Raw genomic sequence first — 18,603 nt, 5'->3', positions numbered from 1 at the left:
GGATCAGCGGCATGACACCGGAAGAGGTCGGCCAGCGGCTCGTCACGCTGCTCGCACCCGTCGGGGCCACCGCCACGGTCTCCGGCGGTCAGGCGCACTCCCGCGCCACCGTCGACGTACCCGCGCACGCCTGGCAGGCGGCGTTGCTGGCCGCCCGGGACGACGCCGAGCTGACCTGCGACTACTTCGACTGGCTCTCCGCGGTCGACGAGTTGGCCGAGGGCTTCGACGTGGTGGCCCATCTCTGGTCCACCACGCTGCGGCACGGTGTGCTGCTGCGTGCCCGGGTGCCGCGCGAGACGCCGACGGTCGATTCCGTGGTGACGGTCTACCCGGGTGCCGCCTGGCACGAGCGGGAGACCCACGAGATGTTCGGCATCGAGTTCGCCGGGCATGACGGCCTGCGACCGTTGCTGCTGCCGCCGGAGTTCGAGGGGCATCCGCTGCGCAAGGAGTTCGTGCTCGCCTCGCGGGTGGCCAAGCCCTGGCCGGGGGCGAAGGAACCGGGCGAGTCGGAGGCCGGTGGTGGGCGGCGGCCGATCCGGCCGCCGGGCGTACCCGCACCGGGGGAGTGGGGGACGACCCCGACGCCGGCCGGAGCCGGCGGTGTCGGGGAGGGCCCACGCGGCGGTACCCCGGCCCGTCCCGGCCGGGAACGCCCTGCTCGCCCGGCGCCGGGTACGCGTACGCCTCGCGCACCTCGGGCCGAGCCTGACGAGGGGGGCCCGGCCTGATGCCGCTCTGGTTGGAACTGGTGATCCGCATCGGTGGGGTACTGGCTGCCTTCCTCATCCTGCCGCTGCTGGTGGGGCAGGCGGAGCACAAGGTGATGGCGCATATGCAGGGCCGGCTCGGGCCGATGTACGCGGGCGGGTTCCACGGCTGGGCGCAGCTGATCGCCGACGGTGTGAAGTTCGTGCAGAAGGAGGACCTCACGCCACGGGCGGCGGACCGGCCGGTGTTCCGGCTGGCGCCGGCCGTGGCGCTGGTGCCGTACCTGCTGGCCCTGCTGGTCATCCCGCTCGGCCCCAACGACCTGGTCGGGCAGCCGTTGGACATCGGCCTGTTCTTCGTGCTCGCGGTGGTCGGCGTGGGCGTGCTGGCCGTACTCATGTCGGCCTGGGCCTCGGCCAACAAGTACAGCCTGCTCGGCGGGGTCCGGGGTGCCGCCCAGCTGCTCGGCTACGAGCTGCCGCTGGTGCTGGCCGCCGCGTCGGTGGCGATGGCCGCCGGCACGCTGAGCCTTTCCGGCATCGTCGAGGCGTGGCAGCCGTGGTGGCTGATCTGGCAGGCACCGGCGATGGTGGTCTTCTTCCTGGCCGGCCTGGCCGAGATCCGCCGGCCGCCGTTCGACATGCCGGTGGCCGACTCGGAGCTGGTCTTCGGCTATCTGACCGAGTACTCGGGCCTGCGCTTCGCGTTCCTGCTGCTGGCCGAGTACGTCGGCATCGTGGTGATCGCCGCACTCACCACCGTGCTCTTCCTCGGTGGCTGGCAGGGCCCGTTCGCCGACGCGCAGCTCGGCTGGCTCTGGACCCTGCTCAAGGTCGCCGCCGTGAGTTTCGTGATCATCTGGCTTCGGGTGTCCTACCCGCGTCTACGCGAGGACCAGCTCCAGCGTCTCTGCTGGCTCGTCCTCGTCCCCGCCGCCCTCGCCCAGCTCGTCCTCACCGCCGCCGTCCGCCTCGCGCTCTAACCCCACCCCCCGCACCCACCCCCCATCCTGGCGGAGACCGCGGTTGATCAAGAAGTTTGCGTCTGGATCCGCGCGGATCCAGACGCAAACTTCTTGATCAACCCGGCTGGGTGGGGGTGGGGGGTGCGGGGGTTAGGGGAGGGGGGTGTGGGGGGCCGGCGGGGTGCCGTCGCCGAAGGGGCGGCCACCGAGGGTGTCGCGGTCGTGCGGGGTGAGCCAGTTCGACAGGTCCGGGCCGAGCGGCACCACACCCGCCGGGTTGATGTCCCGGTGCACCTCGTAGTAGTGCCGTTTGATGTGATCGAAGTCGATCGTGTCGCCGAGGCCGGGAGTCTGGAACAGGTCCCGGGCGTACGCCCACAGCACCGGCATCTCGCTGAGCTTCTGCCGGTTGCACTTGAAGTGCCCGTGGTAGACCGGGTCGAAGCGGACCAGCGTGGTGAACAGCCGCACGTCGGCCTCGGTGATGGTGTCGCCGACCAGGTAGCGCTGCCCGGTCAGTCGCTCACCGAGCCAGTCGAGCCGGTCGAACAGCCGGTGGTACGCCTTGTCGTAGGCCGCCTGGCTGCCGGCGAAGCCGCACCGGTAGACGCCGTTGTTGACGTCGGCGAAGACCACCGCGTTGACCTTGTCGATCTCGGCGCGCAGGTGCTCCGGGTAGAGCTGCGGGGCGCCGGCGCGGTGGTACGCGGTCCACTCGGTGGACAGGTCCAGGCTCATCTGGGCGTAGTCGTTGGTGACCACCTGGCCGGTCGGCACGTCGACGATGGCCGGCACGGTGATGCCGCGCGGATAGTCCGGGTAGCGGGCGAAGTAGGCCTCCTGGAGGCGCTCGATGCCGAGCACCGGGTCCCGCCCGTCGGGGTCGAGGTCGAAGGTCCAGCTCCGGGCGTCGTGGGTCGGCCCGGCCACCGCCATCGAGATGGCGTCCTCCAGACCCAGCAGCCGACGCACGATGATCAGACGGTTGGCCCAGGGGCAGGCCCGGCTGACCGCCAACCGGTACCGGCCCGGTTCGACGGGGTAGCCGTCGCGGCCGTCCACCGTGATCCGGGTGGTGATGTAGTTCTGGTCCCGGTTGAAGTCGCCGCCCGGCTCGACGTACTTGCCGCCGGTGCTCTTACCGTCCTCGCCCATGTCGCCCCCAGATGTGCCGAGTCGTCCTCGTCCCATCATGGCGGATCTTCAGGCAGTCGGCCTGGTTGGGCGGGCGAGACCGCCCCCGCTCCCGCTGAGACAGCCCACGCCTAAGCGGGAGCTGGGGGGATCCGGTCGAGCGGGATGTCCATCTCCCCAGGGGTTGCCGGTGCGTCGTTCTCCCCGGGGTCACGGTATTACCGCGTACACCCGGGTGGTGGTCGCGCGCGCGGTGGCCACAGGGCAGGATGTTCGTCATGAGCGAGCGAAGCGAGCCGGCCGGCGTGCCCGGCAGCGGCCTGGTCAAGGGGCTGGCGGTCACGCTCAAGACGATGACGAAGCGCTCGACCACCCAGCAGTACCCGGATGTCGCCCCCGAGCTGCCGCCCCGCTCACGCGGCGTGATCGCGCTGCTGGAGGAGAACTGCACGGTCTGCATGCTCTGCGCCCGCGAGTGTCCGGACTGGTGCATCTACATCGACTCGCACAAGGAGGAGGTGGCGGTTCCCGGCGCCGCCCGCCCCCGCCAGCGCAACGTGCTCGACCGGTTCGACATCGACTTCTCGCTCTGCATGTACTGCGGCATCTGCATCGAGGTCTGCCCCTTCGACGCGCTCTACTGGTCCCCGGAGTTCGAGTACGCCGAGTACGACATCAAGGACCTGCTGCACGACAAGGACCACCTGGGCGAGTGGATGGCCACGGTGCCGCCGCCGCCCGCGCACGACCGCAACGGCGAGCCGGCCAAGGAGGAGACCGCCGCCGCGCGCAAGGCCGCGGTCCCCGCCGCACCGGCCGCCCGCCCGACCGCCCCCGCGGTACGCCCCGAGGGCCCGGCCGGCGACGGCGAAGGCGCCTCCGCGTGACCGGGGTGGACGCGCTGCTGCTCGCCCTCGGTGCGCTGGCGGTCGGCTCGGCGGTGCTGGTGGTGACGACGAGACATCTGGTCCGCGCCGGTCTCTACCTGGTGGTCTGCCTCGGTGCGGTGGCCGGGATGTACCTCGTGCTCACCGCCGAACTGGTCGCCTGGGTGCAGGTGCTGATCTACGTCGGCGCGGTGGTGGTGCTGCTGTTGTTCGCCGTGATGCTGACCCGGGCGCCGGTCGGCGCCTCGGACGACCTGGACCGTCCGGGATGGCCGGCCGCGCTGATCGGTGGTGGGGTCGGACTGGGCCTGGCGGCGCTGCTGGTCGACGCGTACCGCTGGACGACAGTGGAGCTGCCCGAGGCGGGCAGCGCCGAACGCATCGGGGCGCAGGTCTTCGGCAGCTGGGTGCTGCCCTTCGAGGTGCTCTCGGTGCTGCTGCTCTCGGCGCTGGTCGGTGCCATCGTGCTGTCCCGCCCCGACATCGGATCCGCCGGGGCCGACCGGTCCGCCGGGGACGGTCCGGCAACCGAGGACCGGGAGCGGTCACGGTGAGACCGGTCATCCCGTACGTCACCGCCGCGCTGCTCTTCGGCCTCGGCGTGTACGGCGTACTACGGCGGCGCAACGCGGTGCTGGTACTGATGGCCGTCGAGCTGATGCTCAACGCGGTGAACCTGATCCTGATCACCGCCGACACCACGGTGCAGGCGGTGCTGCCACACGGCGGGCAGGTCTTCGCGCTCTTCGTGATCGTGCTGGCCGCCGCCGAGATCGGGGTGGGGCTGGCCATCGTGCTCCAGCTCTACCGGATGCGGGCCGACGTGGCTGTCGACAGGATCCCGCTGAGCGAGCAACCGGAGGGACAGCGGTGAGCACCACGACCCTGCTGGGGGTGCTGCTGCCGGTCGTACCGCTGGTCGCCAGCCTGGCCGGTCTGCTGCTGCCGCCCTCGCCGCGCGGCGCGACGATCGGCCAGGAGACCGCCCGTCGTGCCGCCGTCGCCCTCGGGGTGGCCGGCGCGGCCGGCGCGTTCGCCCTGGCGGTGGCGTTGCTGGCCACCCTGGACGACCCGCCCGAGTCCTCGACCACCTGGATCGAGTTGGGCGGGCTCACGGTCACCGCCGGGGTACGCCTCGACGGGGCCGCCGCGCTGGTCGCCGTCGCGGTCACCACCGTCGCGCTGGCCGTGCAGGTCTACTCGACCGGGTATCTCAAGCGGGGGCCGCACGACGACGTCGACGTCGACCACCGCTACCCGCCGTACGCCGCTCAGGTGAGCCTCTTCACCGCCGCCATGCTGCTGGTGGTGGTCTCCGGGGACCTGATCCTGCTGCTGGTCGGCTGGGAGGTGATGGGGCTCTGCTCGTACCTGCTCATCGCCCACGACCGGCGACTGCCGGAGGCCCCGGCCGCCGCGATGAAGGCGTTCCTGGTGACCCGGGTCGGCGACGTCGGTTTCCTGCTCGGCATCGCGCTGCTCGGCGTCTCGGCGGGCAGCTTCCGGATCGCCGACGTGCTCGCCCACGACCACGGCACCGGTACGCTCACCGCCGCCTGCCTGCTGCTGCTCGCCGGGGTGGCCGGCAAGAGCGCCCAGTTCCCGCTGCACACCTGGCTGCCCGACGCGATGGCCGGCCCCACCCCGATCTCCGCCCTGATCCACGCCGCGACCATGGTCGCCGCCGGCGTGTACGCGGTCACCCGGCTGTGGCCGCTGTTCGAGGCCGCCCCCACCGCGCTGGCCGTGCTCGGCGTGATGGCCTCGATCACCCTGCTGCTCGGCGCGCTCGCCGCCACCGCCCAGGACGACATCAAGCGGGTGCTCGCCTGGTCCACGGTCTCCCAGATCGGCTACATGACCGGCGCGCTCGCTGTCGGATCGCCGCCCGCCGCGCTGTTCCACCTGCTCACCCACGCCGCGTTCAAGGCGCTGCTGTTCCTGGCCGCCGGCGCGGTGATCCACGCCGTGGGCACCACGCTGATGTCCCGGATGGGTGGGCTGCGGCAGTCCATGCCGGTGACCTTCTGGTGCACGCTGATCGGCCTCGGCGCGCTGGCCGGCGTACCGCCGCTGTCCGGCTTCTGGAGCAAGGAGGGCGTGCTCGCCGCCGCCGAGGGCGCCGCCCTGCACGGCGACGGCCCCGCGCCCGCCTGGGTGGGCTGGCTGGTCTGGCTCGCCGGGCTGGTCGGCGTCGCCCTCACCGCCTGGTACGCCACCCGGCTGCTGCTGCGTACCTTCTTCGGCGAGAGCCGCGACCCGCTGGCCCACCCGCACGACCCGCCCGCCGTGCTCCGCTGGCCGGTGCTGGTGCTGGCCGTACCGGCGGCTCTGCTCGGCCTGGCGGGCTTCCCGGGCTGGTTCTCCACCCAGCTGCAACGTTCGCTGCCGGCCGACCCCGACGCGGTGTCGAACCTGATGCCGCCGGACGGGTTGATCCACCTTTCGCCGACCGTGCTGCTGCCCCTGGCGCTGCTGGTGATCGGGGCGGGGCTGGCCTGGGTGCGTTGGCGGCGGGACGACACCGCCGACCCGGCGGCGGCGCTGGGCCCGCTGCGGCCGGTCTTCGCCCGCGCGTTCCGGCTCGACGACGTCCAGCACACCCTGGTGGTACGCCCGACGACCGCCCTGGGCCGGGTGGCGCGGACCGTCGACGAGCGGGTGGTGGACGGCACGGTCACCGGCACCGGGCGGGCCGCCCGCGCCCTCGGCGGCGGGCTGGGCACCCTGCACCGGGCGGCGCTGCCCCGGGCGGTCACCGCGGTGCTCGCCGGCGCGCTGCTGATCGGCCTGGCCGCCGCCCTGATCGGAGTGTCGGCATGAGTGAGCGCAGCGGAGTGCTGACATGAGCTTCGGGGATTTCCTGCTGGTGGCGGTGCTCGCGCTGCCGGCGCTGGGCGCGCTGCTGGTGGCGGCCACGCCGGGTGACCGGCTGGCCCGGATGGTGGGTACGGTCGCCGCCGCGCTGACCCTGGTCGCCGCGGTGGCGCTGGTCGCCGGCCGGGACGCCGGCTGGTCGGGGTACCTGGCGGATGACGTCGCCGGGGCGGTGCTTCCCTGGCACTCGGTCGACCTGCCCTGGGTGCCGGGGCTGGATCTGCGCTTCCACCTCGGGGTGGACGGCATCTCCTGGCCGCTGGTGGTGCTGACCGCGCTGCTCACCCTGCTCTGCTGCGGATACAGCCTCTGGCGGGTGCCCGGCGGTGGCAGCGGGCGGGCCCTGGTGGCGCTGTTGCTGGTGGTCGAGGTCGGCATCCTCGGCACCTTCCTCGCCCTCGACCTGGTGCTGTTCTTCCTCTTCTTCGAGGTCGTCCTGCTGCCGATGTACGCGATCATCGTCGGCTGGGGCGGCGACGGCACCGACCCGGCGGCGGTGGACGCGCGGCGGCGGGCGGGTCGGAAGTTCGCCCTCTACACCCTGTTCGGCTCGGTGCTGCTGCTGGTCGGCGTGTACGTCGTGGTGGCCGCCGCCGGCACCGCCGACGTCGTGGCGCTGACCGGCGGCACCGACCTGTCCCGCAACACCCAGCTCGCCGCGTTCACGCTGCTCGCCCTGGCCTTCGCGGTGAAGAGCCCGCTGTGGCCGCTGCACTCCTGGCTGCCCGACGCGCACACCCAGGCGCCCACCGTCGGTAGCGTGCTGCTCGCCGGGGTGCTGCTCAAGATGGGCACGTACGGCCTGATCCGGGTCGCCGTCGGGGTGGCTCCCGAGGGTGCCCGCTGGGCGGCCCCGGTGCTCGGGGTGCTCGCGGTGGCGGCCATCCTGGTCGGCTCACTGGTCTGCCTGGCGCAGACCGAGTTGAAGCGGCTGATCGCGTACTCCAGCGTCGGGCACATGGGCTTCGTGCTGCTCGGGGTCGCCACGCTGACCGCCACCGGCATCCAGGCGGCGCTGATCGGCAACGTCGCCCACGGCATCATCACCGGCCTGCTGTTCTTCCTGGCCGGGGCGATCAAGGACCGGGCCCACAGTGGTGCCCTCAGCGAGCTGTCCGGGCTGCGCGAGACCGCCCCGCGCCTGTCCGGGCTGCTCGCGTTCGCGGCGGTCGCCTCGCTGGGACTGCCGGGGCTGGCCGGCTTCTGGGGCGAGGCGTTCGCGGTGGTCGCCGCCGTCGAGGCCGGTGGCGCGCTCTGGACCACGCTGGCGGTGCTCGCCGCGGTCGGTGGGGCGTTGACGGCGGCCTACCTGCTCCGGCTGCTGCGCCAGGTGACCCACGGACCACCCAGTCCGCCAGTCGCCACCTTCAATCCGGGACTGGCCGGGGCCGAGTTGGCCGCCTGGACGCCGCTGGTGCTGCTCGCGTTGGCCGTCGGGCTCGCGCCGACGCTGGTGCTGGGTGTCGCCGAAGCCCCGGTCGAGGCCCTGCTGGGGGTGCTGCGATGAGTGAGCCGAGCCTGGTGCAGAGCGTCGACAACGTGGCGCTGCTGCCGGCGTACCTGGCCGCCGGGACGGCCGTGCTGGTGCTCCTGGTCGACCTGCTGCTGGCCCGGCCGGCGGCGACCGTGGCGATGGCGGGCACCGGGGCGGTCGCCACCGCGTTGGGGGCGGCGGCGGTCGGTTCCGGGCCCGAGCGGCGTACCTTCTGCGTCGGCGTCGACTGCTCGTACGTCTTCGGCGGCCGGGCGGCCCTGGTGGCCGCGCTGGTGCCGCTGCTGGTACTCGGGGTGCTGGCGTTGTCCGGGCCGCTGCTGCGGGCCGGGCGGACACCGGTGGGGGAGTTCTGCTTCCTGCTCGCCTGCTCGATGACCGGCGGTGTGGTGCTCGGCGCGGCCGGCGACCTGATCACCCTGATCGTGGCGCTGGAGGTGCTCACCCTGCCGCTGTACGTCCTGGTCGGGCTGCGCCGGGGCAGTCTGGCCAGCGCCGAGGCGGCGGTGACCTTCTTCGTGGTCAGCGTGGTGGCGACCACGCTGACCCTGCTCGGTGCCGCGCTGCTCTACGCGGCCACCGGCGGCCTGCACCTGGAACGGCTGGGCAGCATCCTCACCGAGCGCCCGGATCTGCTGGACCTGCCGCTGACCACGGTCGCGGTGACGTTGGTGGTGGCGGGGTTGGCGTTCAAGGTGGCGGCGGTGCCGTTCCACGCCTGGGCTCCGGCCACCTACGACGGGGCGCCACTGCCGGTGGCCGCCTACCTGTCGACGGCCTCGAAGCTCGGTGGGGTGGTCGCCCTGCTGGCCGTGCTGCAGCACGCGCTGCCGCACCAGGTGACCGGGCCGGTACTGGCCCTGGTCGCCGTGCTGACGATGACCGTGGGCAACCTGGTGGCGCTGCGTCAGCGGCGTACCGTGCGGCTGTTGGCCTGGTCCTCGGTGGCGCAGGCCGGCTACATCCTCGCTCCGCTCGGCGCGCTGGCGCTGGCCGCCGACGCGGACGCCCGCACTGGCCTGTACGCCGCCGCCCTGGCGTACGCCGTCTTCTTCGTGCTGCTGGAGTTGGCGGCCTTCGCCGGCGTGGTGGCCCTACGTCCGGCCGGTGCGGACGGCGGCAGTCTGGACGACCTGCGGGGCGCGGCACGGCGTCACCCGTGGATCGGTGCCGGCCTCGCGTTCGCGCTGGTCGGGCTGGCCGGCCTGCCGCCCGGTCTGGCCGGGCTGTTCGCCAAGGTGACGGTGGTCCGGTCGCTGCTCGGTGGCGACGCCGGCTGGCTCGCCCTGGTGGTGGCCGTGAACGCGGTCATCGGCCTGGCCTACTACCTGCGGGTCGCCGCGCTGTTGTACGCGCCGTCCGGGGAGGTCGCGGCCCCCGCGATCCGGCCGGCCCGGGCGGTGGCCGCAGCCCTGGCGGTGGCGACCGTCGTCGCCGTGGTCGTCGGCTTCGCGCCGCAGGTGGTGCTCGACCTCGCCGGAAGATGAACCTTCGATTTCGTCGGAGGGGAACCGGGCCGGCCCTGCGGCCATTCCCGTCTGTGACTGTCGCTCAGGTAACTCTCAGTCATGAGACGGATGTTTGGTGGGTACCCGCGTGTTGTACCGGTCAACGGATCCACGCATCCGTGCACCGAAGGAGTGATCGTGCCCCACAACCGTCTGAAGACCGCCGCGCTGCTCGGCCTGCTCACCTCGCTGATCCTGGCGGTGGGCTACTGGTTCGGTGGCAGTGGCGGCCTGGTCATCGCCGTCGTCGTGTCGCTGGTGATGAACGGCGTCACCTACTTCTACTCGGACAAGCTGGCACTTCGCTCGATGCGGGCACAACCGGTCAGCGAGGCGCAGTTCCCGGAGCTGTACCACATGGTTCGGGAGCTCGCCGCCGAGGCCCGGCAGCCGATGCCCCGGCTGTACCTGAGCCCGACCGCCCAGCCGAACGCTTTCGCCACCGGACGCAACCCGCAGAATGCTGCGGTCTGCGTCACCCAGGGCATCGTCGAGATCCTCGACTACCGCGAGCTGCGCGGCGTCATCGGGCACGAGCTGTCGCACGTCTACAACCGGGACATCCTCATCTCCAGCGTGGCGGCCGGTCTGGCCGGCATCATCACCATGGTGGCCAACCTCGCGCTGTTCATCCCGCTGGGTGGCGGCAGTGACGAGGACGGCCCGAACCCGCTGGTGCTGCTGCTCACCATCATCCTGGGGCCGATCGCCGCGACCGTCATCCAGCTGGCGATCAGCCGGAGCCGGGAGTTCCAGGCGGACGCCTCGGGTGCCGAGCTGACCGGGGACCCGTTGGCGCTGGCCAGTGCCCTCCGGAAGATCCACATGGGTGCGCAGCGTCGGCCGTTGCCGGCCGAGGGGCAGCTCGCCAGCACCGCACACCTCATGATCGCCAACCCGCTCAAGAGCGGTGGGGTCGCCGCGCTCTTCGCCACCCACCCCCGGATGGAGGAGCGCGTCGCCCGGCTGGAACGGATGGCCGCCCAGTCGGGCCCGGTCCGCCGCCAGCGCTGACCCGACCAACCCCCGCGCCGCCCGCGCCCGGTCCCATCCGGCGCGGGCGACGCTTGTCCCGGGTGCGGTGTGAGCGTGCTAACCGTACTGCCGGCCGGCTGCTGGGCGTTAGGGTCTAAACGACTCTCGCTCATTACATCTCGTGGAGGTTCGCTGTGGCTGGGCTGCGCCGGTACCTGGGTGTCTGGCAGATCCCGGGCGCACCGACGCTGCTGATCACCGGCATCATCGGACGGCTCGGGATCGGCATGACGCCGCTGGCGCTGCTGCTCGTCGTGCAACAGGTCACCGGACGCTACTCGCTGGCCGCGCTGGCCGGTGGCTGCTACGCCCTCGCCGGTGCCGCGCTGAGCCCGGTGGCCGGGCGGATCGCCGACCGGATCGGTCCCACCCCGGTGCTGCTCGGCACCGCGATCGCTCACCCGTTGGCCCTGATCGGGCTGCTCTGGTCGGCCCGCGCCGATGCCACACCCTTCGCGCTGGTGCTGCTCGCCGCGGCGGTGGCCGGTGCGACGTACCCGCCGATGACCGCCGCGATCCGCGGCGCCTGGAACGACCTGACCAGCGTCGCCACCGGCCGGTACCACCTGCGTAACACCGCGCTCGCCGCGGAGACGACCCTGTTCGAGGTCGTCTTCGTGCTCGGCCCGCTGCTGGTGGCCGGCTTCGTCCTGTTCGCCGACGCCGGGGCCGCGCTGATCGGCGCGGCGGTGGTGACCCTGGTCGGCACCGTGGCGGTGGCGCTCGGCCAGGCCATGCGCGGCTGGAGGCCGCACGCCCGGGAACACCACGCCCGTGGGCTCGGCCCGCTGCGGGTCGGCGGCTTCCCGCCGCTGCTGCTCTGCGTGGCCAGTCTCGGCATCGCCTTCGGTGCGGCGGGCGTGACCGTCCCGGCGTTCGCCACCCGGTACGCCCCGGACGACCCGGACAGTCTCGCCGGCATGCTGCTGGCCGTCTGGGGGATCGGCAGCGCGATCGGTGGATTCTGGTTCGGCATCCGGCGGCCCGCACGCAACATGACCCGCCTGTTCGCCTGGCTGCTCGCCGGGGTCGCGGGCAGCTTCGCCATCTTCGCCGTGATGCCGACGCCGGGAGCGCTGGGAGTGGCCCTGCTGATCGGCGGCGCCACCATCGCGCCCGCGCTGACCCTGGAGAACACCCTGGTCGGGCGGATCTCGCCGACCGGCATGCTGAACGAGGCGTACACCTGGGTGGTGACCATGTCGGTCGGCGCGAGCGCGGTCGGCGGTGCCGTCTCCGGCCTCATCGTCGACCACGCCGGCGGCGTGCCCTGGGCCTTCCTGTTCGCCGGGGCGGCGGTCGCCGTCGGGGCCGGGGTCGCTGCCCTGCCCGCCGGCCCCATCGCCCGCGCGGAGGCCACCGCCGTTCGAGCCGAGCAGCCCGTCGCGGCCTGACCCGCGCCATCGTGGGTACGACGGCCAGATGTTCCTCTTCTTCTCCAACCGGATCGGCTGTCTGGGCTCGATCCTGGTCAGCGCGATCCTGACGGTGGTCCTGCTGTTGGTCTTCGCCCGTTGACCTCGATCTCGACGCGTGCGTTCCCGGTCCGCCGGCCTGAGCCGACCGGCGGCGAAACTCCGGGCGGTATCGTCCGCGCGTCTGCGACATCCGGGCGGAACGGTGTGGATCTTCCCGGCGACCCCGTCCGGCTGGCTCCCCGGGCTGGTGCGATCAGGGGCGCAGCGCCCGCAGCACGTGCTCGACGAGTGCGTCGGCGTACTCGGGGGTGAGCGGCGCGGAGCGCAACAGCCAGCGCTGGTACAGCGGGGCGTAGAGGAGTTCGAGCGCCAGATCCAGGTCGGCGTCGGCGCGGATCTGTCCGGCCCGCTGCGCGCTGCGCAGGCGTTCCTTCTTGGCCTCGTCCACCGGGGCCGCCAGCCGCTCCCGGTACTGCGCGGCCAACTCGGGATCGCCGGCGACCTCCATGTTGAGCGCCCGGATCGGTGCCTCGAACACGGGATCGGCGAACTCCGCGACGGTGGCCCGCAGCACCTCCTTGAGGTCGGCCTCGATGTCGCCCGTGTCGGGCAGCACCACGCCGTCGGCTCCCTCGCTCAACGCCAGGAACGCGTCGAAGACCACCGCACCCTTGGACCGCCACCACCGGTAGATCGTCTGTTTGCCCACCCCGGCCCGCGCCGCGATCGCCTCGATACTCAGCCTGGGGTAGCCGACCTCGGAGACCAGTTCGCGAGTGGCCCGCAGGATGGCGGCCCGGCTCCGTTCGCTACGCCGCCCGGGGTTGGGCCGGGTTCTCGGGTCGGGCCGCTGCGGGGTGGTGGGCATGCGCGGAGCGTACCCGAAGCGAGACGAGACGGTCCGTCTTGACGATCCCCCGGCGGCGACGCAGACTGGCTATGCGAGACGGACCGTCTCGTCTTGTTCAACGGAGGTGGTGAGGGCGATGGCGGATCCCCGGGTGTGGTTCATAACCGGCGCCACGCGCGGCCTGGGCCGGGCGGTCACCGAGGCGGCGCTGGCCACCGGCGACCGGGTGATCGGCGTGGCGCGCGACGTCGGGCCACTGACGGAACTGGCCGGGCGCTACCCGGACACCCTGGTCAGCCTGCCGCTCGACGTGGCCGACCGGGCCGCGGTGGAGCAGGTGGTGGACCGGGCGGTGGCGACGTTCGGCCGGCTGGACGTGGTGGTCAACAACGCCGGCAGCCTGCTGCTCGGCATGCTGGAAGAGGCCACCGAGGAGCAGATCCGGCAGCACTTCGACGTCAACTTCTTCGGTGCCGTCTGGGTCACCCAGGCCGTCGTCCCGCACCTGCGCGCCCAGGGGGCCGGCCAACTCCTTCAGGTCACCTCGATGGGCAGCGGTGGTGGGGTGGCCTCGGTCGGCTTCTACGCGGCCGGCAAGGCGGCGCTCGACGCGCTCAGCCAGTCGATCGCGATGGAGCTCGAACCCTTCGGCATCAAGGTGACCATCGTGCAGCCCGGCGGTTACGACACTGGCCTCTACACGGTAGGGACGACTGCGACAACGCCCCACCCGGCGTACGAACCGCTGCGGGCGAAGCTGGCCGAACTCTGGGGCGACGACGCCGGCCCCGCCCCCGAGACCGCCGCGCCGGTCATCATGGCCCTGGTGGACCTGCCGGATCCGCCGCTGCGCCTGATCGTCGGCGGTCGCTCGTACGACATCGTCCAGCAGATGGAGCACGACCGGGTCGAGGAGTACCGCGCCTGGGAGCACCTGAGCCGTCAGGCGCCCGGCTGAGTGTGCTCATCTGCCGGGGGTGCCCCACCGCCTGGCCCGCCGCCAGCCGTCGCCGATGGTGGCTGGCGGCGCGGGCCGGTTCCGGGACGACTCAGCGGTAGTTGTTGAACTGGAGGGCGACACCGAAGTCCTCACCCTTGAGCAGCGTGATGACCGCCTGGAGGTCGTCCTTCTTCTTGCCGGTGACGCGCAGCTGGTCACCCTGGATCTGGGCCTGCACGCCCTTGGGGCCCTCGTCGCGGATCTTCTTGCTGATCGCCTTGGCCTTGTCCTGGTCGATCCCCTGGATCACCTTGGCGTCGATCTTGAAAACCTTGCCCGAGGACCGGGGGTCGCCCGCGTCCAACGACTTGAGCGAGATGTTGCGCTTGATCAGCTTCTCCTTGAAGACGTCCAGCGCGGCACGCACGCGCTCCTCGGTCTCCGCCTGGAGGCTGATCGTCTCCTCGCCCGACCAGGAGATCTCCGCTCCGGTACCCCGGAAGTCGAACCGCGTTCCGAGCTCCTTCTCCGCCTGACGGAGGGCGTTGTCGACCTCCTGGCGATCGACCTTGCTCACGATGTCGAACGACGGATTCGCTGCCATGCTCATACTCCTGCTGTCCGGCCGGTCTGGGATCTTTTATCCCCTGTTGCCCAGGGGTGCGACCCCCTGACGGTACCCGGTTGCGGACGCAGCGGGTCGAGCCGCTATCCTTGCTTCCGCCGCCGCGCCACGGTGCGGAGGCATGCCCTGGCGGGTTGCCCGAGCGGCCAATGGGAGCGGACTGTAAATCCGTCGCGAAAGCTACAGAGGTTCGAATCCTCTACCCGCCACCAGGCAAAGGTGAGGCCTCCGGACTGCGGAAACGCAGACGGAGGCCTTTCCCGTTGACTGGCCTTGGCGGAGTTCGTCGGCCGGTGAGCGTGAACGTGGCAGGGCTCGGCTCCGGCCGGCGCGGCGTCCCCCGGTGTCGGGTGACGGTATGAGACATTCATGAGGGTAGCTGGGATGGCGCATCGGGCCTACCCTGGCAGACGTGTTGGAGAGCCTGCCGCTGCTTCTCGCCTTCTGGGGCGTCGGGCTCGCGGTGCTCTATCTGGTGATCCGGCTTGCTGTACGCCACGCGATCGAGGACGCTGATCGGCGCCGCAGTGGCGGAAGGTAGTTGAGGGGTGACCGTGGTGCCGGAGTGGGCGGTCGTCCACAGTGCCCGGTGGCATCCGCCCGATGTCCGCAAGATCCGCTTCGCCGCCAAAGGAAGCTAATGGGCGGTTGGCCTCTTCTTCCTTGCTGGCGACCGGCCTGCCGGCTCTGAACTGCCCAGATGTCCTACCGATAGGTACGTAGGTGCGGCGCGCGGCGACGTCTGGACCATCATCGGCTCGGTGAACTTTCCAGCGACCGACCGGCTGTGGCACCATCGGAGGGCCTTCAACACGTACTCCCATCACCCCATCAGGAGCACATAATGTCTGCTCAACGCTTGGGCCGGCTGCTCGGCTCCCTCACTCTGGTCCTTGGCCTGGCTGTCGCGGCAAGTATCGTCACTGAGGGCGAGTTCAGGACGAGTGGGGTCGACTGGCAGATGCCGACGCTGAACTCAGTGGTGCGTTAACGGGCGACCGTCCCGCTGTAACAACCGCCGGCACTCGCTGAGCTGACGTCGCAAGGAGACCCATGACGTCTCGTCTGCGCTCTCCTCGTCGACAGACGGAACACGCCTGGTTCATCACCGGACCGCTGGCGCTCTGCGCGATCGTCGTCTCGCTGCTGCTCGGATTGACGGTCAAACCCGCCCTTGGCGACCTGCCGCTCACCCTGCTGCTCACGGTGGCGATGATCGCCGCCGCCATGCCCACGATCAACATCGTGGTGCGCCGTCAGGCACTCGGCATACTTTTTACCGAGATTCCCCTGGTCGTCGCATTGCACCTGCTTCCGCCCCTGTCGGTGGTGGTGGCTTTCACGGTGGCCACCCTCGTGGTGCAGATGCGGCGGCGGCTGCTGCCGGCCAAGTTCTGGTTCAACGTCGCTCTCGCCGCCGCCGCGACATCTCTGGCCACCGTCGTATATCACGTTCTGCCGCAGCCGGCTGGCGTCGGACCGGCCACCTGGGCCGTCCTGCTGGCCGCGATCGCCACTCACATCGTGGTCGGCCTCGGGGCCATGGCGGCCGTGTTCACCGTCGTGCAGGGCTGGCCGGCGGGCCAGGAGGTGATCCGCGCCGCCCCGTCGATGCTGCTCGCCGGCGCGGTCAACCTCTGCATCGGCCTGCTGGTCATCATCGCTGTGGAGAGCACCCCCTGGGCCATCCTGCTCTTCGCCGGACTGGCCATGGCGTTTGCTCTGATCTACGGCTCGTACGCGCAGTTCCTCCGACAGCACCGCACCCTCACCGAGATGTACGAACTCACCAAGGCGATCAGCGAGAGCGGGTCGGACGGAAACCTCATAGACGTCTTGCTGGTCCGGATCCGGAGCCTGATGCAGGCGGAGTACGCCACCCTGTGGTTACCCGCTCAGGGGCGTCACCCGGAGGTGCTGCTGACCGCCCAGGAGGGCAAACCGGGGCTGCTGGACTCCACGCCCAGCCTGACGGCGCTGCGCGATGCCGCGATGGTCCGCCAGGAGACAGTGGCGGTGAGCCACCGTCTCGGTGGCGATCCGGAGTTCCGCGGGGTGCTGAGGCCGACGGCGGTCAAGGATGTGATCGTCGTGCCGCTGCGGTCGGGCAAGGCGGTCATCGGCACTCTCGAGGTGGCGAACCGGCTCGGTGACACGAACTTCTTCCGCGCGTCCGACATCACCATCTTCGAGACGGTCGCCGCGCACGCCGCGGTCGCGCTGGAGAACTCGCGTCTGGTCGACCGGCTGCGGCACGACGCGTACCACGACGGTCTGACGAAGCTGCCCAACCGCCGCCGGATTCTCGGCGCGCTGGCCGAGGCGGTCCGGATCCGGGCCCCGGGCGAGGTGGTCGCGCTGCTGCTCTTCGACGTCGACCGGCTGCGCCAGGTCAACGAGTCCCTCGGTCATGCCGCCGGGGACAAGGTGCTGGTCGAGGTCGCCGACCGGTTGCGCGGATGCGTGCCCTCGGCCGCGCTGGTCGGGCGGGCCGGTGGCGACGAGTTCCTGGTGACCCTGCGGCTGGAGAGCGCCGAAGCGGCGGTGGAGCTCGCCGGCCAGCTGCGGGAACAGATCCGCGACGAGATGGTCTTCGACGCCCTGACGTTGGATGTGGACACCGCCGTCGGGGTGGTCGTACACCCAGACCACGGCAGCGACCCGGCCACCCTGCTGCAACGGGTCGACGTGGCGGCGACGGCGGCCAAGGCGGTGCCCGGCAGCGTGCAGCTGTACACGCCGGTGTTCGAGTCGAGGGCGCTGCACCGCCTCGGCCTCGCCGGCGATCTGCGTAACGCCCTCGACAACGGCGAGCTGGAGGTCTACTACCAGCCCAAGGTGACGCTGCGGGACCGCCGGCTGATCGGGGTGGAGTGCCTGGCCCGCTGGGAGCACCCGACGCACGGCACGGTCGCCCCGGAGGACTTCGTCGCGGTGGCCGAGCACACCGGCCAGCTCGGCCGGCTCACCGAGTTCGTGCTGCGGCAGGGGCTGCGGCACAGCCGGGACTGGGCGCACGGCGGCCAGTCGCTCGCCGTCTCGGTCAACCTCTCCGCGCGTACGCTTACCGACCAGCACTTCCCGGAGCAGGTGCGGGAGCTGCTGGACGAGTACGGTGTCCCGGCGCAGCTGCTGACGCTGGAGGTCCCGGAGGCCGGGGTGCTCGACGGCACCGAGCGGCCGATCCCGACGCTCCGGCGCCTGCGTGACCTGGGTGTGCGGCTGTCGGTGGACGACTTCGGCACCGGCAGTTCGTCGTTGGCCCACCTGCGCCGCCTGCCGGTGCACGAGGTGAAGGTGGACCACTCCTTCGTGCAGGGCATGGCGACCGACCCGGGGGATCTGGCGATCGTCAACGCCGTGGTCAACCTGTCTCAGCAGTTCGGTCTGACGGTGGTGGCCGAGGGGGTGGAGAGCGAGTTGACCTTGGAGCTGCTGCAGGACATCGGCTGCGAGATCGGCCAGGGTTTTCTGTTCAGTCGGCCGCTGCCGTACGAGCGGCTGGAGGCGTGGTTCGGTGCCCAGGTCGACCCGGAGTCGATCTCCAGCAGCGAGCTGCCGCGCCTGCGTGTGGTGCCCTGAGCAGGGTGCTCGTCTGCACTGGGGATCCGATTTCACCGGCGCGGTGGGGCCGTGTACTCTTACCTCTGCGCGGCCACCGAGTGATCGTGCAGGCCCCCTTAGCTCAGTCGGCAGAGCGTCTCCATGGTAAGGAGAAGGTCTACGGTTCGATTCCGTAAGGGGGCTCAGAGGGTCCGGCTGGGCCCACCACGGCGGTGTAGCTCAGATGGCAGAGCAAGCGGCTCATAATCGCTGTGTCGCCGGTTCAAGTCCGGCCACCGCTACTCTCGTCCGCCCGGAGCATTCCGGCGGTCAGTGGGACGGGCGCCATAGGCGCCCACTTTGCATGTCCGACCAGGCGGCGCGTAGGCTTTGGCGCCGTTAGTTGTATCCGTTAGCGAGGAAGGCACTCCGCCGTGGCGAAGGCGACCGATGTCCGGCCGAAGATCACTTTGGCGTGTGTGGAGTGCAAGGAGCGCAACTACATCACGCGCAAGAACCGCCGCAACGACCCGGACCGCATCGAGCTGAAGAAGTTCTGCCCCCGGGACGGTCGGCACACCGCTCACCGCGAGACGCGCTGACCCTGTCCGGGCTC

General features: G+C 71.4%; 17 protein-coding genes and 3 tRNA genes. 17 read left to right on the top strand and 3 right to left on the bottom strand.

Annotated elements, in window-relative coordinates:
• Nucleotides 1–11 precede the first annotated feature (11 nt).
• Entirely contained in the window at nt 12–734 is a 723-nt protein-coding gene (locus BMY89_RS10805) for an NADH-quinone oxidoreductase subunit C (protein ID WP_232521173.1), read from the top strand.
• Complete coding sequence (nuoH, locus tag BMY89_RS10800) at nt 734–1,696, top strand: NADH-quinone oxidoreductase subunit NuoH (protein WP_092378752.1); 963 nt, start codon at nt 734–736, stop codon at nt 1,694–1,696. The genes BMY89_RS10805 and nuoH overlap by 1 nt, the downstream gene beginning before the upstream one ends.
• A gap of 132 nt (nt 1,697–1,828) precedes the next feature.
• Here the strand turns inward: nuoH and BMY89_RS10795 are convergent, their stop codons facing one another.
• Entirely contained in the window at nt 1,829–2,833 is a 1,005-nt protein-coding gene (locus BMY89_RS10795) for a glutathione S-transferase family protein (RefSeq protein ID WP_092378749.1), read from the bottom strand.
• Between the two features lie 257 nt (nt 2,834–3,090).
• On the opposite strand from BMY89_RS10795, the gene BMY89_RS10790 reads away from it, so the two are divergent.
• The 8 genes from BMY89_RS10790 to BMY89_RS10755 all read left to right on the top strand — a co-directional run bounded on the left by BMY89_RS10790 (nt 3,091) and on the right by BMY89_RS10755 (nt 12,005).
• Complete coding sequence (locus tag BMY89_RS10790; protein WP_372433239.1) at nt 3,091–3,699, top strand: NuoI/complex I 23 kDa subunit family protein; 609 nt, start codon at nt 3,091–3,093, stop codon at nt 3,697–3,699.
• Nucleotides 3,696–4,253 carry an NADH-quinone oxidoreductase subunit J family protein gene (locus BMY89_RS10785; protein ID WP_092378741.1) on the top strand — a complete coding sequence of 186 codons (558 nt, stop codon included), beginning with the start codon at nt 3,696–3,698 and terminating at the stop codon, nt 4,251–4,253. The genes BMY89_RS10790 and BMY89_RS10785 overlap by 4 nt, the downstream gene beginning before the upstream one ends.
• The gene (gene nuoK / locus BMY89_RS10780) at nt 4,250–4,573 is read left to right on the top strand and encodes an NADH-quinone oxidoreductase subunit NuoK (protein ID WP_092378738.1); all 324 of its coding nucleotides are present in this window, start codon (nt 4,250–4,252) and stop codon (nt 4,571–4,573) included. Before BMY89_RS10785 ends, nuoK begins: the two co-directional genes overlap by 4 nt.
• Entirely contained in the window at nt 4,570–6,522 is a 1,953-nt protein-coding gene (locus BMY89_RS10775; protein WP_092378735.1) for an NADH-quinone oxidoreductase subunit 5 family protein, read from the top strand. Before nuoK ends, BMY89_RS10775 begins: the two co-directional genes overlap by 4 nt.
• A 22-nt stretch (nt 6,523–6,544) precedes the next feature.
• Nucleotides 6,545–8,083 carry a complex I subunit 4 family protein gene (locus BMY89_RS10770; protein ID WP_092378732.1) on the top strand — a complete coding sequence of 513 codons (1,539 nt, stop codon included), beginning with the start codon at nt 6,545–6,547 and terminating at the stop codon, nt 8,081–8,083.
• Nucleotides 8,080–9,555 carry an NADH-quinone oxidoreductase subunit N gene (locus BMY89_RS10765; protein WP_092378729.1) on the top strand — a complete coding sequence of 492 codons (1,476 nt, stop codon included), beginning with the start codon at nt 8,080–8,082 and terminating at the stop codon, nt 9,553–9,555. Before BMY89_RS10770 ends, BMY89_RS10765 begins: the two co-directional genes overlap by 4 nt.
• A gap of 159 nt (nt 9,556–9,714) precedes the next feature.
• Nucleotides 9,715–10,590: a zinc metalloprotease HtpX gene (htpX, locus tag BMY89_RS10760; RefSeq protein ID WP_092379296.1), complete on the top strand. Its 876-nt coding sequence runs from the start codon at nt 9,715–9,717 to the stop codon at nt 10,588–10,590.
• A 155-nt stretch (nt 10,591–10,745) separates the two neighbouring features.
• Nucleotides 10,746–12,005, top strand: a complete 1,260-nt coding sequence (locus BMY89_RS10755) for an MFS transporter (protein ID WP_092378726.1) — start codon at nt 10,746–10,748, stop codon at nt 12,003–12,005.
• A 277-nt stretch (nt 12,006–12,282) separates the two neighbouring features.
• Here BMY89_RS10755 and BMY89_RS10750 read toward each other — a convergent pair whose 3' ends face one another.
• Nucleotides 12,283–12,897 carry a TetR/AcrR family transcriptional regulator gene (locus BMY89_RS10750; RefSeq protein ID WP_092378721.1) on the bottom strand — a complete coding sequence of 205 codons (615 nt, stop codon included), beginning with the start codon at nt 12,895–12,897 and terminating at the stop codon, nt 12,283–12,285.
• Nucleotides 12,898–13,015: 118 nt separating this feature from the next.
• Here BMY89_RS10750 and BMY89_RS10745 point away from each other — a divergent pair, with 118 nt between their 5' ends.
• Complete coding sequence (locus BMY89_RS10745; protein ID WP_092378718.1) at nt 13,016–13,837, top strand: SDR family NAD(P)-dependent oxidoreductase; 822 nt, start codon at nt 13,016–13,018, stop codon at nt 13,835–13,837.
• A gap of 91 nt (nt 13,838–13,928) precedes the next feature.
• Here BMY89_RS10745 and BMY89_RS10740 read toward each other — a convergent pair whose 3' ends face one another.
• Nucleotides 13,929–14,423 (bottom strand): YajQ family cyclic di-GMP-binding protein, encoded by a 495-nt coding sequence (locus BMY89_RS10740; protein WP_092379293.1) that lies wholly within the window; start codon nt 14,421–14,423, stop codon nt 13,929–13,931.
• A gap of 149 nt (nt 14,424–14,572) precedes the next feature.
• On the opposite strand from BMY89_RS10740, the gene BMY89_RS10735 reads away from it, so the two are divergent.
• From BMY89_RS10735 to rpmG, 6 genes are all read left to right on the top strand, one after another.
• Nucleotides 14,573–14,656 (top strand) — tRNA-Tyr (locus BMY89_RS10735).
• Nucleotides 14,657–14,856: 200 nt separating this feature from the next.
• A complete protein-coding gene (locus BMY89_RS31305) occupies nt 14,857–14,985 on the top strand; it encodes a hypothetical protein (RefSeq protein ID WP_269766857.1) in 129 nt (42 codons plus the stop codon).
• Nucleotides 14,986–15,497: 512 nt separating this feature from the next.
• On the top strand, nt 15,498–18,026 hold the full coding sequence (locus tag BMY89_RS10730) for a putative bifunctional diguanylate cyclase/phosphodiesterase (protein WP_092378716.1): 2,529 nt from the start codon (nt 15,498–15,500) through the stop codon (nt 18,024–18,026).
• Between the two features lie 92 nt (nt 18,027–18,118).
• Nucleotides 18,119–18,191 (top strand) — tRNA-Thr (locus tag BMY89_RS10725).
• A 25-nt stretch (nt 18,192–18,216) separates the two neighbouring features.
• Nucleotides 18,217–18,289: transfer RNA gene (locus BMY89_RS10720), tRNA-Met, on the top strand.
• A gap of 132 nt (nt 18,290–18,421) precedes the next feature.
• Nucleotides 18,422–18,589, top strand: coding sequence for a 50S ribosomal protein L33 (rpmG, locus tag BMY89_RS10715; RefSeq protein WP_092378713.1), 168 nt, complete (start codon nt 18,422–18,424; stop codon nt 18,587–18,589).
• Nucleotides 18,590–18,603 lie beyond the last annotated feature (14 nt).

Source organism: Micromonospora phaseoli (assembly GCF_900109115.1).
Taxonomy (GTDB): Bacteria; Actinomycetota; Actinomycetes; order Mycobacteriales; family Micromonosporaceae; genus Micromonospora; species Micromonospora phaseoli.
Note: the sequence above shows the minus strand (reverse complement) of the source record. Positions and strands in the feature narration are given on the sequence as shown.

Excerpts from the sequence above, each read along its gene's own strand:
- BMY89_RS10805 (WP_232521173.1), top strand. The coding sequence starts at position 12 with ATGACACCGGAAGAGGTCGGCCAGCGGCTCGTCACGCTGCTCGCACCC.
- nuoH (WP_092378752.1), top strand. The coding sequence starts at position 734 with ATGCCGCTCTGGTTGGAACTGGTGATCCGCATCGGTGGGGTACTGGCT.
- BMY89_RS10795 (WP_092378749.1), bottom strand. The coding sequence starts at position 2,833 with ATGGGCGAGGACGGTAAGAGCACCGGCGGCAAGTACGTCGAGCCGGGC.
- BMY89_RS10790 (WP_372433239.1), top strand. The coding sequence starts at position 3,091 with ATGAGCGAGCGAAGCGAGCCGGCCGGCGTGCCCGGCAGCGGCCTGGTC.
- BMY89_RS10770 (WP_092378732.1), top strand. The coding sequence starts at position 6,545 with ATGAGCTTCGGGGATTTCCTGCTGGTGGCGGTGCTCGCGCTGCCGGCG.
- BMY89_RS10765 (WP_092378729.1), top strand. The coding sequence starts at position 8,080 with ATGAGTGAGCCGAGCCTGGTGCAGAGCGTCGACAACGTGGCGCTGCTG.
- BMY89_RS10750 (WP_092378721.1), bottom strand. The coding sequence starts at position 12,897 with ATGCCCACCACCCCGCAGCGGCCCGACCCGAGAACCCGGCCCAACCCC.
- BMY89_RS10745 (WP_092378718.1), top strand. The coding sequence starts at position 13,016 with ATGGCGGATCCCCGGGTGTGGTTCATAACCGGCGCCACGCGCGGCCTG.
- BMY89_RS10740 (WP_092379293.1), bottom strand. The coding sequence starts at position 14,423 with ATGGCAGCGAATCCGTCGTTCGACATCGTGAGCAAGGTCGATCGCCAG.
- BMY89_RS10730 (WP_092378716.1), top strand. The coding sequence starts at position 15,498 with ATGACGTCTCGTCTGCGCTCTCCTCGTCGACAGACGGAACACGCCTGG.